This window comes from Caballeronia sp. HLA56 (assembly GCF_054655155.1).
Genome location: NZ_BAAHOB010000003.1, coordinates 718,942 through 733,461, shown reverse-complemented (window position 1 = coordinate 733,461; position 14,520 = coordinate 718,942). Strand labels below are relative to the sequence as shown.

Genomic DNA, 14,520 nt, shown 5'->3' with positions numbered 1-14,520 from the left:
CGGCATTCGTTCAGCCCTTGCGGACGGCGTCGGGCAGATCGCGTCCGTGGAACTTCTTGTAGATCGCGTTGAGGTTGCCGTTCTTCTGGTTCGTGCTGACCCACTTGTCCACCCACTCTTTCAGAGCCGGTTGATCCTTGTTCATCGCAATGCCGAGATCGAAGTTCTTCTGTTCGAACTTGAGTTCGATATTGCGTGCGGGCGCACGTTTCTGCATTTCCTGAAGGTTCGACGGCGTGCTGGAGAAGATGTCGATCTGACCCGCGACCATCGACGTGATGAGCGTGGCGTCGTCTTCATAGCGCTGAATTTGCGCGCCCTTCGCTTGCTGCGTCGTCAGCGTGTCGTTGACCGTTGCACGCGTGAGCCCGATGGTCTTGCCATCGAGGTCCGCATAGTCCTTCACCTTGATGCTCTTAAGCCCACCCACGATGATGGTGATCACCGCATAGGGAATCGAGAAATCGACGACCTTTGCGCGCTCCGGCGTGATCGACAAGTCGGCGATCACGAGGTCGGCGCGCTTTGCCTGCAAGGTCGGAATGCGCGCGGCGTTAGTGATCTGCACGAGTTCGAGCTTGACGCCGAGATCTTTTGCGAGCGCGGCGGCGGTATCGACATCCGAGCCTGCGGGCTTGAGGTTCTCGTCGGCGTAGCTGAAGAGCGGCGTGCCCATTGCGATGGCAACGCGCACGACGCCGGCCTTCTTGATGTCATCGAGCTGATCGGCCATTGCGCTGTGAATGGCGCCTGCCATCATCAATGCCGCCACGCATGCGCGTGCAATGTGTTTCTGTGCTTTCAAGTGATGTCTCCGTCTTCTTGGATTGAAAAAATGCCGTTCAAAGGCCGTTGTTCAAAAACGCTCGCAATTCGGGCGTGCGTGGCGCATCGAGCATGCTGCCATCGCCCACTTCCCACACCTTTCCCTGATGCATATAGATGATGCGGTCCGCCACGCGCTTGGCGAACGCCATTTCATGCGTGACTAGCAGCATGGTCATGCCATCGGCCGCGAGGTCTTCCATGACACGCAGCACTTCTCCCGTGAGTTGCGGATCGAGCGCGGAGGTCACTTCGTCGAACAACATGACCTTGGGGTTCATCGCGAGCGATCGTGCGATCGCCACGCGTTGCTGTTGTCCGCCCGACAATTGCTCAGGATAGGCATCGGCCTTCTGCCCAAGCCCGACTTGTTCGAGCACGTTGAGCGCGACGCGTCTCGCTTCGTCACGCGATAACTTCTTCACGTGCCGCAATGCGAGCATGATGTTTTCTTCGACCGTTAGGTGCGGAAAGAGGTTATAGCTTTGAAACACGATGCCGACTTCGCGCCTCAAGAGATGCAGATCCACCTTCGGATCGTCCACGCGAATGCCGCATACCTCTATCTGCCCTTGGTCGATAGTTTCCAACCGATCGATACAGCGTAACGCCGTGCTCTTGCCGGAACCGCTCGCACCGATCACGGCGATCATCTCGCCCTTGTTGACATCGAACGAGACGCCTTTCAGCACCTGATTGGAGCCGAAGCTCTTGTAGACCTCGTCGACCTTAACGATTGCTGACATTGAGCTTATTCTCCATCGATTGGCTCCAGCGCGAAAGCGGATAGCACAGGACGAAATAGAAAGCGCCGACCAGTCCGAAGATGAGGAACGGCTGAAAGATCGAGTTGTTGATGATCTGCCCTGCGCGCGTGAGTTCGATAAAGCCGATCACGGAGGCGAGCGAAGTCATCTTGATGATCTGCACGAGAAAGCCCACCGTGGGCGGCAAGGCAAGCCGCATCGCCTGCGGGATGATGACGAGCCTCAGACTCTGCCAGCGCGACAGCGACAGGCACTCGGCGGCTTCCCATTGCGGCTTGGGCATGGCTTCGACGCAGCCGCGCCAGATGTCGCCGAGATACGCGCTCGAATAAACCATCAGCGCAAGACCCGCCGCAACGAGCGCGGGTACCTGATAGCCATACACGGATAACCCGAAGTACACGATGAAGAGCAGGATCAGCAACGGAATGCCCTGAATCGCCTCGATAAACACGATGGCTGTGCGCGCGAGCCAGAGGCGCGGCGAGATGCGCGCCAGCATGACGAGGAATCCGCCGATACCGCCGAGCACGAACGCAAGCATGGAGAGCACCAGCGTCCAGCCGATCGATTGCACGAGGTACACAAAATGCGATGCCGTGAATCCGCCGCTCATGCCGCACCTCCGGGAATGACGGTATCGATGCGCGGGGAGTCCGGCGGCGTCTTGCCCGCGCGTTTTGCGGCAAGACGGATGGCGCGGCGCCGCTTGAACAGATGCTCACCGACAGCCCATGCAATGAGCTTGATGATGAGCGACAGCCCGAGATAGAGCAGCGCGACGACGATATAGGTTTCAAGCGAGCGGAAGGTATCCGACTGCACGGTGTTGGCAACGGCGGTCAGTTCCTCGGCGGAGATTTGCGAAGCGATCGCCGAGGCTTGCATCATCAACAGGAACTGGCTCGTGAGCGCCGGATAGACCTTCTCGATAGAGGGCTGCAACATCACGTTCCAGCCGATGCGCCAGCGCGAAAGACCCAGGCACTCTGCTGCTTCGATCTGCCCGCGTGGCACCGATTCCAGACCCGCGCGAATGATCTCGGCGGCATAAGCGCCGATGTTGATGGTCATGGCGAGCGCAGCCGCGGCAAAGGTCGGCATGCGCAAGCCTATACTCGCCAGCCCGAAATACAGCAGGAAGATCTGCACGAGAAACGGCGTGTTGCGCACCGCCTCGATATAGATGATGCAGAGGCGCGTCAGCACCGGCACCTTCGCGCGCTTGGCGAATGCCACGAGCATGCCGAGGATGAGGCCAAAGAACACCGCCACGCACGTCATCTTGAGCGTGAGCCACGCGCCTAAAAGGAACGTCGGCCAGTACGGCAACAACGGAGCAAAGTCGAGAGAGAACATGGCGGTCGTGCCTCAGTTCGAAGGAGCGAGTCAGACACTTCTGGATGTATGACGACTGACTACGCGAGTTCGGCATTCTGTATGCCGCATGCATTACACCGGATCGAAAGGACCCGTCACCGTGAACACGCCGCCCTGATACACCGCAACTGGATCGGTCGGTGCGGGCGCCGGCGTGGCTTCGACCTTGTCGCGGAACTTCTCGGACGAGTCGCGCGGCTCGAAGCCGAGTACCGACGCGTCACAGTTGTCCCACCAGGTATGCGCATTTGCCGACATGCCGAAAACGATCGTGTGTCCGACGCCCGGCGTGAACAGCGCGCGGCGCAGCAGATCATGGAAGTCGTCGTAGCTCATCCAGCTCGCCATCATGCGGCGGTCCTTGGCCTCGGGAAAAACGGAGCCGATGCGGATGCTCACCGTCTCGATGCCATAGCGGTCGAAGTACAACTGCGCCATGTCCTCGCCGAACGACTTCGACAAGCCGTAGTAGCCATCGGGACGCTTGCGCGCGCTGGCATCGATTCGTTCGTCTTGCCGATAAAAGCCTGTGACGTGATTCGAGCTGGCGAATACGATGCGCTCTACGCTGTTGAGCCGCGCCGCTTCGTAGAGGTTGAAGACGCCCTTGATGTTGGCTTCGAGTATCTCTTCGAACGGACGCTCCACCGATACGCCGCCGAGATGAACGATGGCGTCGCAATCGGCGGCGAGTGCATCGACTGCTTGACGGTCTGCCAGATCGCACGGCGCGATTTCTTCGTGAGGCGCTGCATCGCCCGACAATACGCCGGGCAGATCCGACACTCGCACATGCTCTGCAAACTCCGCGACACGATGCCGAATGGCTTTACCGATACCGCCCGCCGCACCCGTGAGGAGCAGACGGTCGAAGCGCAATTCGGGTTCGAGGGTGCCCTGCAACGGCAATGCGTCCGTCTGTGATTCCATGAGTTTTGTCTCCTGCATGCAATGCTAGGGATTACCCTGCGCGCATTTCTTGTACGTTGTCATATCACTCTATGCCGCATATCATCATTTGCAGAATGATTTGTCAACTTGTTGAAAGACCGATTCCCAGAACCTCTGGAAAACACTAAGAGAGCGCTGTGACATTAACGCCCGAACCTTCCGTCGACTTGTTCAATGTATCCGCATCCATGGATGTCGCCGCCCCTTCTCACGGCACACGCCGCAGTCTGACCACACAGCTCGTCGATGCACTGCGCGCACAGATCGACGCGCGGGAATTGCGAGCAGGTTGCCGAATCGCGACCGAGGCGGAGATGGTGCAACGCTTCGGCGTGAGCCGCACCGTGGTGCGCGAGGCGTTATCGCGACTGCAGGCTGCGGGCCTCGTCGAGACGCGTCATGGCATCGGTACGTTCGTGTGCGAAGCGAGTACCTCGTCGCTATTGCAGCTCGACCCCGCCGACGTCGCCGGCTCCATGGATGCGCTCGCGATCCTCGAATTGCGCATTAGTCTGGAAACCGAATCGGCGGGCCTTGCTGCCATGCGTTGCGATGCCGGCAGATTAGCGACCATGCGCACGGCGCTCGCGGAGTTTGCGCGCGGCGTGGGTCAGGAAGATGGCACCGTATCGCCGGACTTTCGCTTTCATCTGGAAATCGCGCATGCCACGGGAAATCGCTATTTCGTCGAGATCATGGAGCATCTTGGTTTAAGGATGTTTCCAAGGACACGGCTAACCGCGACCGCCATTCCACACGACCATTACGCCGATTATCTGGTTCGCGTGAATCGCGAGCACGAGCAGATTGCCGATGCGATCGAACGCGGCGATGCGGACTCGGCGCGCACGGCAATGCGCTTGCACTTGATCAACAGCAGGGAGAGATTGCGAAGAGCTCAGGCCACGGCGTGAATCCAGCCGCAAAATTAAAAAGGGCCGCCGAAAATTCAGGCGGCCCTTAAGCGTTTTACCTTGCCAGATTCGGCTCGGCATCGACTTCGTCGTGCGGATCGATACTCTCAAGCGCCGGGTCGTGATGCAGCAGCAATACCGCCGCGACGCCCACCATCCCCGCGCCGGCCAGGCAAAGCAGACCTGCACCAAAGCCGCCCGTGCTGTCCTTGATCCAGCCCATTGCATACGGCCCGAAGAAGCCCGCGAGATTGCCAAGCGAGTTGATTGCGGCAATACCGCCAGCCGCCGCCGCGCCCGAAAGGAACGAAGCGGGCAAGGTCCAGATAATCGGCAGACAGCCGAAGATACCGAAGCCGGCGATGGAAAGCGCAATCATCTTTGCTACCGGATTATCCAGGCCAGCTGAAGCCGCGATACCGCCTGCCGCTACCATCAATGCAATGGCCACGTGCCAGCGACGCTCGAGCTTGCGGTCCGAGTGGCGACCCCACAGCACCATGCTGATCACACCGACCGCGTAAGGCATGGCCGTGACAAAGCCAGTCTGCAAATTCGTCAAGCCGAATGCCTTGACGATCTGCGGCAAGAAGAAGCTCAAGCCGTAATTGGTTGCGTTGGCGCCGAAGTAAATCAAGGCAATGGCAAGCACGCGCGGATTAAAGATCGCTTCCTTCACGCTAAACGCATGAACCGACTCGCGATGCGCGCGCTCATGCGCCTGACGTTCGACGAGCCACTTGCGCTCGTCTTCAGCGAGCCAATGAGCGTCGGAGGGCTTGTCGGTCAGATAAAAGAACACCACGAATGCAAGCACCAATGCGGGCAGCGCTTCGATCAGATAAAGCCATTGCCAGCCTTGCATGCCGGCCAAGCCATCCATTTGCAGCAAGGCGCCGGAGATAGGCCCGCCGATCACGGTCGAAAGCGGAATCGCGGCCATGAAGTAGCCCACCACTCGCCCGCGATACTTAGCCGGAAACCAAAGCGTTAGCAGGAAAATAATGCCGGGGAAAAAGCCCGCTTCGGCGATGCCAAGCAAAATGCGCAAGCCATAGAACACATAAGCGTTCGACAAGCCCGTTGCTTGAGCGATGTGCGGAATCCACGCCATCAAGGCCGCAAGAATGCCCCACGTGAACATGATGCGCGCGATCCAGCGGCGTGCGCCGAAACGTTCGAGCAGCAGGTTGGAAGGGACCTCGAAGAAAAAATAGGCAATGAAAAAGATACCGGCGCCAAAGCCAAACATACTCGCCGAAAAGCCGAGCGCCTTGTTCATCTGCAAGGCGGCAAAACCGACATTGACGCGATCGAGGTAAGCGATGAAGTAACACAGAATCAGGAACGGCACGAGACGAAACATCACGCGCTTCATGGTGCGAGTTTCAAGCTCCATCTATGTCTCCTCCGAATTGAATAACCGGTAGTTGGCTGGCATACGTTGGGATACTCGCGCAGCCTACTCTTTAAGCGGAGACGACAGAAGTGGTGTTTAGCCTGCCTCACGAACTTTCGTTCGCTTTAGCGCTAAATATTTGCGCGCCATTGCGGTGCGGCGCGCATTGCTGAAGGTGCGGAGCGGACTTGCCGCTCCTTGAGGCCGTCGTTATGCGACCGGTAACATCGCACCGTATGCCAGTTCGGGCAGGCCTTTGACGCCGGGATTCAGCGCGAAGACGCAGCCGTCGTCTTCGGTGGCGTTCGCACCGGGGCGAATCGACGTTACGTAGAGCGTCGAGAGGTCGCTGCCGCCGAACGCGCACATCGACGGCTTGCTGGCCGGCAACGCGATTTCACGGTCAAGTTCGCCTCGCGGCGTGAAGCGCAAAAGGCGGCCGGCGTCGTTGGCGCAAGTCCAGTAACAGCCGTCGGCGTCCACGGCCGCGCCGTCGGGACGGCCCGCATAGTCATGCAGATCGGCGAAGACGCGACGGTTACGCGGTGTGCCCGTGTCGGGATCGAAATCGAATGCCCAGATCACACGCTTGGTTGGATGCGAATCCGACAGATACATCGTGCGGCCATCCGGCGACCAGGCGAGACCGTTCTGTGTGACGAGGCCATCGACGATAGGCTCCGACAGCACGCCGTCCGTATCGAACCGGAATAGCGCGCCGGCCGGACTTGCGAGCGACATGTCCTGCACCATCGTGCCGGCCCAGAAGCGGCCCTGACGGTCGCAGCGGCCGTCGTTGAAGCGCATGCCCGGCGCGGGAAAACTCGGTGCGGCCAGCTTCGATGGTCGAATGTCTTTTGTCGACTGCATGCCGAATGCAAACAGGCCGCTCTCCATGCCCGCCACGACAGTTCCCGTCGGATCGAATGCAAAACACGCGATCTGCTCGGGCAACGTCCACTCGCTGCGCTCGCCGCTCGCGACGACGAGACGCACGAACTTGCGCGCTGGAATATCCACCCAGTAAAGCGCGCCCTCTTCCGCGCGCCACACCGGGCACTCGCCGACCGCCGCGTGTCCCGCCGCTTCGAGGCGCTCCACGCTCGCCATTACTTGCGCTCCAGCGGTTCGCCGAGGACGTATGGACCGCCTTGAAAGCGTTGCGCGGGGTCGTCGCGGTCGGCTGTCGGCGCGGTTGTGGGGAAGAGTCCGTTGAACTGTTCCGAACTGTCTTGCGGACGGAAGCCCAGAAACGCCGCGCCCGAGTTGTCCCACCACTTCACCGGATTGTTGGATGCGCCGTACACCACCGCATGGCCGACGCGGTTGGCGAAGAGCGAGCAACGCACGAGCTCGATGAAGTCGCGGTAGCTCAGATAAGTCACCAGCATGCGCGGATTCTTCGGCTCCTCGAACGACGAGCCAATGCGCAAGTTGACCGTCTCGATGCCGAAGCGATCGAAGTAGTAGCGCGACAGCGACTCGCCGAAACACTTGGTCACGCCATAGAGACTGTCCGGGCGATGCGGCGAATCCGTGTCGAGCACCTCGGTGACCGGATGAAAACCGATCGCATGATTCGAACTCGCGAACACGACGCGCTTCACGCCATGCCGGCGCGCCGCTTCGTAGATGTTGTAAGTGCCGCGAATGTTCGCTTCGATCAGATCGTCGAAGGGCGCGTCGATGGAGATGCCGCCGAGATGCACGATCGCATCGACGCCTTCCACCATGCGCATTACCGCGTCGCGGTCCGCGAGATCGACCGCGCTGACTTCCTCGTGGGAGGCTGCGTCATCGAGCGGTGCGATGTCCGAAACGCGCACGACATCGGCCCACTGCGCAAGCGCGGGCCGCAACTGGCGCCCGAGATTGCCGGCCCCGCCGGTCAGAAGCAGACGCTTGAACGGTTTGCCCGTTGCGGATGGCTGGTTCATCGAAACTCCTTGAGATACGTGAGATAAATTGAAAGCTCTATGGAAGAAAACGTTTTCGGCTTTATAGTGATGCCGATACGGGCACAGCGAAGGCGCTCCTCATCGATTTTATCGATGCGACGTTTCCCGAACCGACGTCAGAATCCGTTAACATTGGAAAAAGCCAAAGTAAATGTTACCCTCCGAATGAAGAAAACTTCTACGACCATTCGCGATGTCGCCGCCGCAGCGGGCGTCTCGGTCGCGACGGTGTCCAAATACATCAACGGCGCGCAGCGCTTTTCAGCACCCGTCGAGGCCAAGCTCAAGGCGGCGATCGAAACGCTTGGCTATCGTTCGAACCCGCTTGCGCGCTCGATGATCACCGGCCGCACGCGCACTATCGGCCTCACGATTCTCGACATCAGCAACCCGCACTTCACCAACGTCGTGAAAGGCGCGAACCGCATTGCGCTCCGGCACGACTACACGCTCTTGCTCGTCGATATCGACGAAACCCAGGCCCGCGAACGTCCGCTGATCGAAGCCCTCGCGCAACGCGTGGACGGTCTGATCGTCAGTTCGCGGCTACCCGACGAAGAAGCACACTGGATGCTCGATCTCGGCAAGCCCGTCGTGCTTCTGCGCAACGCGGAAGCGCTGCCGATTCCAAGCGTCGGTATCGACAACCGCCTCGCCGCCCATATGCTCGCGCGGCACCTGCTCAACCTCGGGCACCGGCGCATTGCATACCTCGGCTTCGGCCAGGCGCGCATCAACGACGAGCGGATTCGCGGCGTGCGCGAGTGTCTCGAAGACGTGGGCCTCGAACTCGATGTCCACGACGCCCACGCGCCCACTTCGCTTGCCGGCGAACACGCCTGCTCGCGCGTGATGCTCGGCCCGAGGCGTCCCCAGGCGGTCATCTGCTACAACGACCTGATCGCGCTCGGCTTCATGAAGGAAGCCGCAACCCTCGGCATTCGCGTGCCGGAGGACGTCTCCGTCACCGGCATCGACAACGTGCCGTACGGCGCTTACGCCGCGCCCGGACTCACCACCGTCGATATCCAGAGCGAGAAGATGGGCGAACTCGCAATGCAGAAGCTCATCGATTCCCTCGCCGGTCATCCCGACCCGGGTAATTCCATGTTCGAGCCGCGCCTGATCGTGCGTGAATCGACAGCCGCGGTGACTGCTACTGCATGATGTATTCATAACGCAATATGCCGCCGGCATCTTTCGAGTGTCGGCGGCATTTTGCATGCGATCAGGATTCCAGCTTGGCCGGCGTCATTTTCGGCGTGAGCACGTGCATGATGGCGAACGCGATCAGGTAAGCCGATGCGCCGATGGCGAACAGCGCCCAATACTGACCGGTGCGTTGGAGCACTTGGCCGATCACTTCCGAGAACAGCACGCCGCCGATCGAGCCGGCCATGCCGCCGATACCGACCACTGCACCGACCGCGCGCTTCGGGAACAGGTCCGACGCCGTGGTGAACAGGTTTGCCGACCAGCCCTGGTGCGCCGCTGCAGCGAGACCGACGATAGCGACCGCGACCCACAGATTCTGCGCCAGCGAAACGAATGCAATCGGCAAAACACAACATGCACAGATGAACATGGCCGTCTTGCGCGCCGCGTTCACGCTCCAGCCCGCGCGCATCAGCGCCGATGAAATCCAGCCGCCGCCGATACTGCCCACCGTAGTGATCGCATAGATCACGACGAGCGGCAGACCGATATGCTGCATGTCCATGCCACGCGATTCGTTGAGCCACTTCGGCAGCCAGAACAGGTAGAACCACCACACCGGATCGGTCAGGAACTTGCCGATCAGAAACGCCCAGGTTTCACGCTTCTTGATGAGCACCTTGAAGCCGGGAGCGCCTGCGTGAGCGTTGGCAGCATCGGCGATTTCGGTGTCGTCGCGTTCGATATCGTCGTCATGCGCGCTCGCGTCCGGTTGGCGATACATCACGAACCACACCACGAGCCACACGAGACCGATCGCACCGATCATCACGAACGCCGCGCGCCAGCCGAAAGCAACGGCGAGCGCCGGGATGATCGCCGGTGCGAACACCGCACCGATGTTCGCGCCGGAATTAAAAATACCAGTAGCGAGCGCGCGTTCGCGACGCGGGAACCATTCGGCCGTCGTCTTGATGGCCGCCGGGAAGTTGCCGCCTTCGCCGATACCAAGCAGCGCGCGCACCATGGCAAAGCCCATGACCGAGCCGACCGCCGCGTGCAGCATGGCGGCGATGCTCCAGACGAACATGGCGAGGCCGTAGGAGATGCGCGTACCGAGCCAGTCGACGATACGCCCGAAGCACAACAGTCCGATTGCATAGAACGCCGAGAACGCGATCACGATGCGCCCGTACTGAACCTGCGTCCAGCCGATGTCATGCTGCAGAACCGGTGCGAGCAGACCGAGAATCTGCCGGTCCATGTAGTTGATGACGGTGGCGAAGAAGAGCAGCGCACACACGGTCCAGCGATAACGGCTGGCTGCGCGCACGACGCCTACGACGGCTGTTTGCATGAATGTCTCCGTACGCGGCGGCGCTCGTCGTGCCGCGTGACTTGTTGCATTGACGGCGACGAGCGCCGTGGGCTTCGGCTTATCGCGTGACTAGAACGCGCTTGCCGGCCAGGTTTTGGAAAACGTTTTTTGAAGAATAATGGCTTCAGTGCGTGTTGCCTATCCCTGTACTTTCCCTAATGCCGCCAGAGCCGCTCCACATATGGCCCCGCTGCTAAACGAAATGTAGTTGAAAGATTGAGTTAATCGTTTTCTGCGTTGTTTCCAACAAAGCTTGGCTCCCACGCCGGTTGAATCTGGTGTTTTGCATTCAGTCATGCGGCATCTTGTGTTTTGCATGCCAAACGCGCCGCGAATCGCTAAAGGCAGGTGGCTTCGCTGCCGATAACCGTCACTTACGTCTTTCACATCGCCCAGTGCTCCCCATGCTTCGTATTCGTCTAGCCCGCTTGAACGTCGGCACCAAATTCGCCGCGCTGGCGTGTTCTCTCGCGGCCGTCGTCGTCGCCACCCTCACACTTGTCGTCACCCGCTCGGCCGGCGAGCAAGTCGATGCGCACGCGCTCGCACGCGTCGAAAGTGAGAATCGCTCGATCGCATCGATGATCGGCCTCTACAACACGGCCGTGAGCGCCGAAGTCTCGCGCTTCATGACGATGTTCTCGAATCGCCTGCCTGCTGCCTTCTCGCTCGACGAATCGCATACGGTCGACATCGGCGGCGTTGCGACGCCTGCGATCAACGCGGGCGACAAGCCACTCAACGGCGACTTCGCCATTCCCGATGCGTTTCTCGCGGAAAGCGGCGCAATCGCGACCGTTTTTGCGCGCACCGGCGACGACTTCGTGCGTGTGACGACCTCGCTCAAGAAGCAGGACGGCACGCGCGCCATCGGCACGCTGCTGGATCGCAAGGGACCGGCTTATGCACCGATTCTCGCGGGCAAGTCGTACATAGGCGTGGCGGCGCTGTTCGGCAAGCAGTACATCACCGAATACAAGCCCGTGACGGATACATCGGGCCGCGTCGTCGGTGCGCTGTTCGTGGGCGTCGATGTTTCCGCGGAAATCGCGGCGTTGCAGGACAACATCCGCAAGCTCACGATCGGTGCGACCGGCTATCACTTCGTCGTCGACGCTTCGAATGGTGCGAACGGCGGCAAGCTTCTGGTGCATCCGGACGCGCAAGGCGAGATGGCCGATGAACGCGTTGCGCCGTTCAAGGCGATGCTCGACAAACAGGAAGGCCAGCTCGATTTCGAAGGCGCCACAATCGCGGGCGCGGATGCGCGCGTGCATGGCGGCGCGAAGGAAATCGTCTTTATGACCGTGCGGCAATGGAACTGGATGATCGGTGGCATTGCATATCGCGATGAACTGCTCGCCGATGTGCACGCAAGTCGCAACCGCTTCTTGCTGATCGGCCTCGTGGTGATCGCGGCGCTAGTCGGCGTGTTGCTCTATGCCGTGGCGAAGCTCGTCAGCCGGCCGCTCGACGACGTCACGCATGCCTCGGAACGTATCGCCGCTGGCGATCTGACCGTTCGTATCGATACCACGCGCGAAGACGATATCGGCCGCCTGATGCGCGCCATCGACGGCGTTGCGCGCGGACTGGCGGGCATCGTCGCGCAGGTTCGCAGCGCATCATCCGACATGAGCGATGGCACCGCTCGCATCGCATCCGGCAGCACGGATATCGCATCGCGCATCGCGACGCAGGCTGCGAGCGTCGAGGAAACGGCCGCGAGCATGGATCAGATCACCTCGACCGTGCAGCAGAACGCGGCAAATACGGCGCAGGCGGGCACGCTGGTCGCGTCGGCATCCGAGGCTGCACGTGCGGGCGGCGAAGCCGTGGGCCGCGTGGTTTCGACGATGGGCGAGATCGATGCATCGTCACGACGTATCGCCGATATCACGGCGACCATCGAAGGCATCGCGTTTCAGACGAATATCCTTGCGCTCAATGCTGCCGTCGAAGCGGCGCGCGCGGGTGAGCATGGCAGAGGCTTCGCCGTGGTGGCATCGGAAGTGCGCGCGCTTGCGCAACGCAGTGCGGGCGCGGTGAAGGAGATCGAAGTGTTGATCAGCGAATCGGCGGGCAAGGTATCGCACGGCTACAGAATCGCCGAGGAAGCCAGCAGCACGATGAACGGCATCGTCGAACAGGTGACGCGCGTAAACGCTATCGTCGATGAGATCGGCGTGGCATCGCGGGAACAGGCGAGCGGCATCGAGCAGGTGAACATGGCCGTCATGCAGATTGGCGAAGCCACACAGCAGAATGCGGCGCTCGTCAGCGAAGCGGAACACTCGACCGTCGAGTTGCGCGATCAGGCCGAGCGCCTTGCACGCGTGGTCAGCATGTTCCGCGTTTGAGGCATCGGCGCTTCAAATCTCCACGAAGATGCGTCCGTCCTGCACTTTTGCGGGGTATGTCTGCAAGTTGATGCAAACGGGCGCACCGAGCGCGCGGCCGTCGCGAATATCGAATTGCCCGTTGTGCTTCGGGCATTCGATCACATGGTCGAACAAGAAGCCCTCGCTCAGATGAACTTGTTCGTGCGTGCAGAGGCCGTCGCTTGCAAACACCTCGTCGTTCACTCGATAGATCGCGAACGTGCGGCCATCGTGATCGAAGCGTTTGACGTCTTCATCGTCGATGTCGTCCAACGCGGCGGCGTCGATCCATTGCGTCATGGGGCATGTCTCCTTTTTATACTCAGCTTTGCGTGGCGATGGGCACCGGCCTCTCGACGTGATACGACGGATCCCGCGTCTGCCGCATGAGCGCCGGGATGATCTCGGCATAAGCCGCGATGGAACTCGTGTAAGGCGGCGGCATGTCGTGCTTGACGGCATCGTGCAGATCCGGCAGCGCGTGATACGGTACCATCGGGAACATGTGATGTTCGACGTGATAGTTCATGTTCAGATAAAGAAAACGAAACACGGGATTCATCATCACGGTACGGCAATTCTTGCGATGGTCGAGCACGTTCTCCGGCATGCCTGCGTGTTGCGTGAGCCCGAAGTATAGATAAAGCCATGCGCCGTAAAGACTCGGCAAGCCGATATAAAGCAGCGGCAAAACACTGCGAAACGCAATGCATGTCACGATCACTGCTGCATAGATCGCGAGCCAGATGCGCGCCTCGCGCACGACCTTCGGCCATTCCGTCTCAGGCACGAAGGTCTTTTCTTCTTCACCGATATTGCCGAACGCAGACGCCACGACCTTGGGCAATTCGTTCGCCACGTGCTTCAGCGCGAAGACGTTCAGCACCAGCGCAAGCCAGTCCGTCGGCAGTTGCACACCGATCTCGGGATCGCGACCCACTACCAAGGTATCGGTGTGATGGCGCGCATGACTCCAGCGCCATACGGTCGGTCGCCGAAACACTTGAAAGGACGCCACTTGATAAAGCGCCTTGTTCATCCACGCGGTCTTGAATGCGGTGCCGTGTCCGCTCTCATGCCAGCGCGAATCGGCGGGGCCGCAGTAAAGCGTCCCGTAGAGCAAAAACGCGGGGATGGCCCATAGCGAATGCGCCTGCCATGCGAACCAGGCAAGGACGCCGCTCGCGACGATGGCCGCGTACCAAATAACGGTGTCGCGAATGGCTCTTGCATCACTGCGTTGCGTGAGTTGCTTGAGCACGGGGCGCGGCAAAGGGCATCTATACCAGGTGCCATTGGCAAGGCCCGCGGCTTTCGCCTCTTCGCCCGCCCCGCCTATCAGCCGATAGCGCCGCCGCTGCGTCTCCTCCAATTCCATCATGTCACCTCATCCGATGATTGGAATACATCAT

At 60.3% G+C, this 14,520-nt stretch carries 14 protein-coding genes; 3 read left to right on the top strand and 11 right to left on the bottom strand.

Annotated features, from left to right (window positions below):
• Positions 1-10: 10 nt before the first annotated feature.
• The 5 genes from ACYQ47_RS15265 to ACYQ47_RS15245 form a co-directional block, all read right to left on the bottom strand.
• A complete protein-coding gene (locus ACYQ47_RS15265) occupies positions 11-805 on the bottom strand; it encodes a transporter substrate-binding domain-containing protein (protein WP_244831349.1) in 795 nt (264 codons plus the stop codon).
• 37 nt (positions 806-842) lie between these two features.
• Positions 843-1,571, bottom strand: a complete 729-nt coding sequence (locus ACYQ47_RS15260; protein WP_244831348.1) for an amino acid ABC transporter ATP-binding protein — start codon at positions 1,569-1,571, stop codon at positions 843-845.
• Positions 1,555-2,208, bottom strand: a complete 654-nt coding sequence (locus ACYQ47_RS15255; RefSeq protein WP_244831347.1) for an amino acid ABC transporter permease — start codon at positions 2,206-2,208, stop codon at positions 1,555-1,557. Before ACYQ47_RS15255 ends, ACYQ47_RS15260 begins: the two co-directional genes overlap by 17 nt.
• The gene (locus ACYQ47_RS15250; RefSeq protein WP_250468002.1) at positions 2,205-2,951 is read right to left on the bottom strand and encodes an amino acid ABC transporter permease; all 747 of its coding nucleotides are present in this window, start codon (positions 2,949-2,951) and stop codon (positions 2,205-2,207) included. The genes ACYQ47_RS15255 and ACYQ47_RS15250 overlap by 4 nt, the downstream gene beginning before the upstream one ends.
• Before the next feature lie 93 nt (positions 2,952-3,044).
• On the bottom strand, positions 3,045-3,902 hold the full coding sequence (locus ACYQ47_RS15245) for an NAD-dependent epimerase/dehydratase family protein (RefSeq protein WP_459905856.1): 858 nt from the start codon (positions 3,900-3,902) through the stop codon (positions 3,045-3,047).
• A 209-nt stretch (positions 3,903-4,111) separates the two neighbouring features.
• Here ACYQ47_RS15245 and ACYQ47_RS15240 point away from each other — a divergent pair, with 209 nt between their 5' ends.
• Complete coding sequence (locus tag ACYQ47_RS15240) at positions 4,112-4,837, top strand: FadR/GntR family transcriptional regulator (RefSeq protein WP_250494060.1); 726 nt, start codon at positions 4,112-4,114, stop codon at positions 4,835-4,837.
• Between the two features lie 55 nt (positions 4,838-4,892).
• Here the strand turns inward: ACYQ47_RS15240 and ACYQ47_RS15235 are convergent, their stop codons facing one another.
• The 3 genes from ACYQ47_RS15235 to ACYQ47_RS15225 form a co-directional block, all read right to left on the bottom strand.
• Complete coding sequence (locus tag ACYQ47_RS15235) at positions 4,893-6,236, bottom strand: MFS transporter (protein WP_244831343.1); 1,344 nt, start codon at positions 6,234-6,236, stop codon at positions 4,893-4,895.
• Positions 6,237-6,446: 210 nt separating this feature from the next.
• Positions 6,447-7,346: an SMP-30/gluconolactonase/LRE family protein gene (locus ACYQ47_RS15230; RefSeq protein ID WP_250510567.1), complete on the bottom strand. Its 900-nt coding sequence runs from the start codon at positions 7,344-7,346 to the stop codon at positions 6,447-6,449.
• Complete coding sequence (locus ACYQ47_RS15225; RefSeq protein ID WP_244831341.1) at positions 7,346-8,173, bottom strand: NAD-dependent epimerase/dehydratase family protein; 828 nt, start codon at positions 8,171-8,173, stop codon at positions 7,346-7,348. The genes ACYQ47_RS15230 and ACYQ47_RS15225 overlap by 1 nt, the downstream gene beginning before the upstream one ends.
• Before the next feature lie 186 nt (positions 8,174-8,359).
• Between ACYQ47_RS15225 and ACYQ47_RS15220 the strand changes: the two genes are divergently transcribed.
• Positions 8,360-9,361, top strand: a complete 1,002-nt coding sequence (locus ACYQ47_RS15220) for a LacI family DNA-binding transcriptional regulator (protein ID WP_309847794.1) — start codon at positions 8,360-8,362, stop codon at positions 9,359-9,361.
• Positions 9,362-9,422: 61 nt separating this feature from the next.
• Here the strand turns inward: ACYQ47_RS15220 and ACYQ47_RS15215 are convergent, their stop codons facing one another.
• Positions 9,423-10,706 carry an MFS transporter gene (locus ACYQ47_RS15215; protein WP_244831339.1) on the bottom strand — a complete coding sequence of 428 codons (1,284 nt, stop codon included), beginning with the start codon at positions 10,704-10,706 and terminating at the stop codon, positions 9,423-9,425.
• 425 nt (positions 10,707-11,131) lie between these two features.
• Between ACYQ47_RS15215 and ACYQ47_RS15210 the strand changes: the two genes are divergently transcribed.
• Positions 11,132-13,087 (top strand): methyl-accepting chemotaxis protein, encoded by a 1,956-nt coding sequence (locus ACYQ47_RS15210; protein WP_459905855.1) that lies wholly within the window; start codon positions 11,132-11,134, stop codon positions 13,085-13,087.
• A gap of 12 nt (positions 13,088-13,099) precedes the next feature.
• Here the strand turns inward: ACYQ47_RS15210 and ACYQ47_RS15205 are convergent, their stop codons facing one another.
• On the bottom strand, positions 13,100-13,408 hold the full coding sequence (locus ACYQ47_RS15205) for a non-heme iron oxygenase ferredoxin subunit (protein WP_244831337.1): 309 nt from the start codon (positions 13,406-13,408) through the stop codon (positions 13,100-13,102).
• Between the two features lie 22 nt (positions 13,409-13,430).
• Positions 13,431-14,489 (bottom strand): fatty acid desaturase family protein, encoded by a 1,059-nt coding sequence (locus ACYQ47_RS15200; protein ID WP_459905854.1) that lies wholly within the window; start codon positions 14,487-14,489, stop codon positions 13,431-13,433.
• Positions 14,490-14,520: the final 31 nt, after the last annotated feature.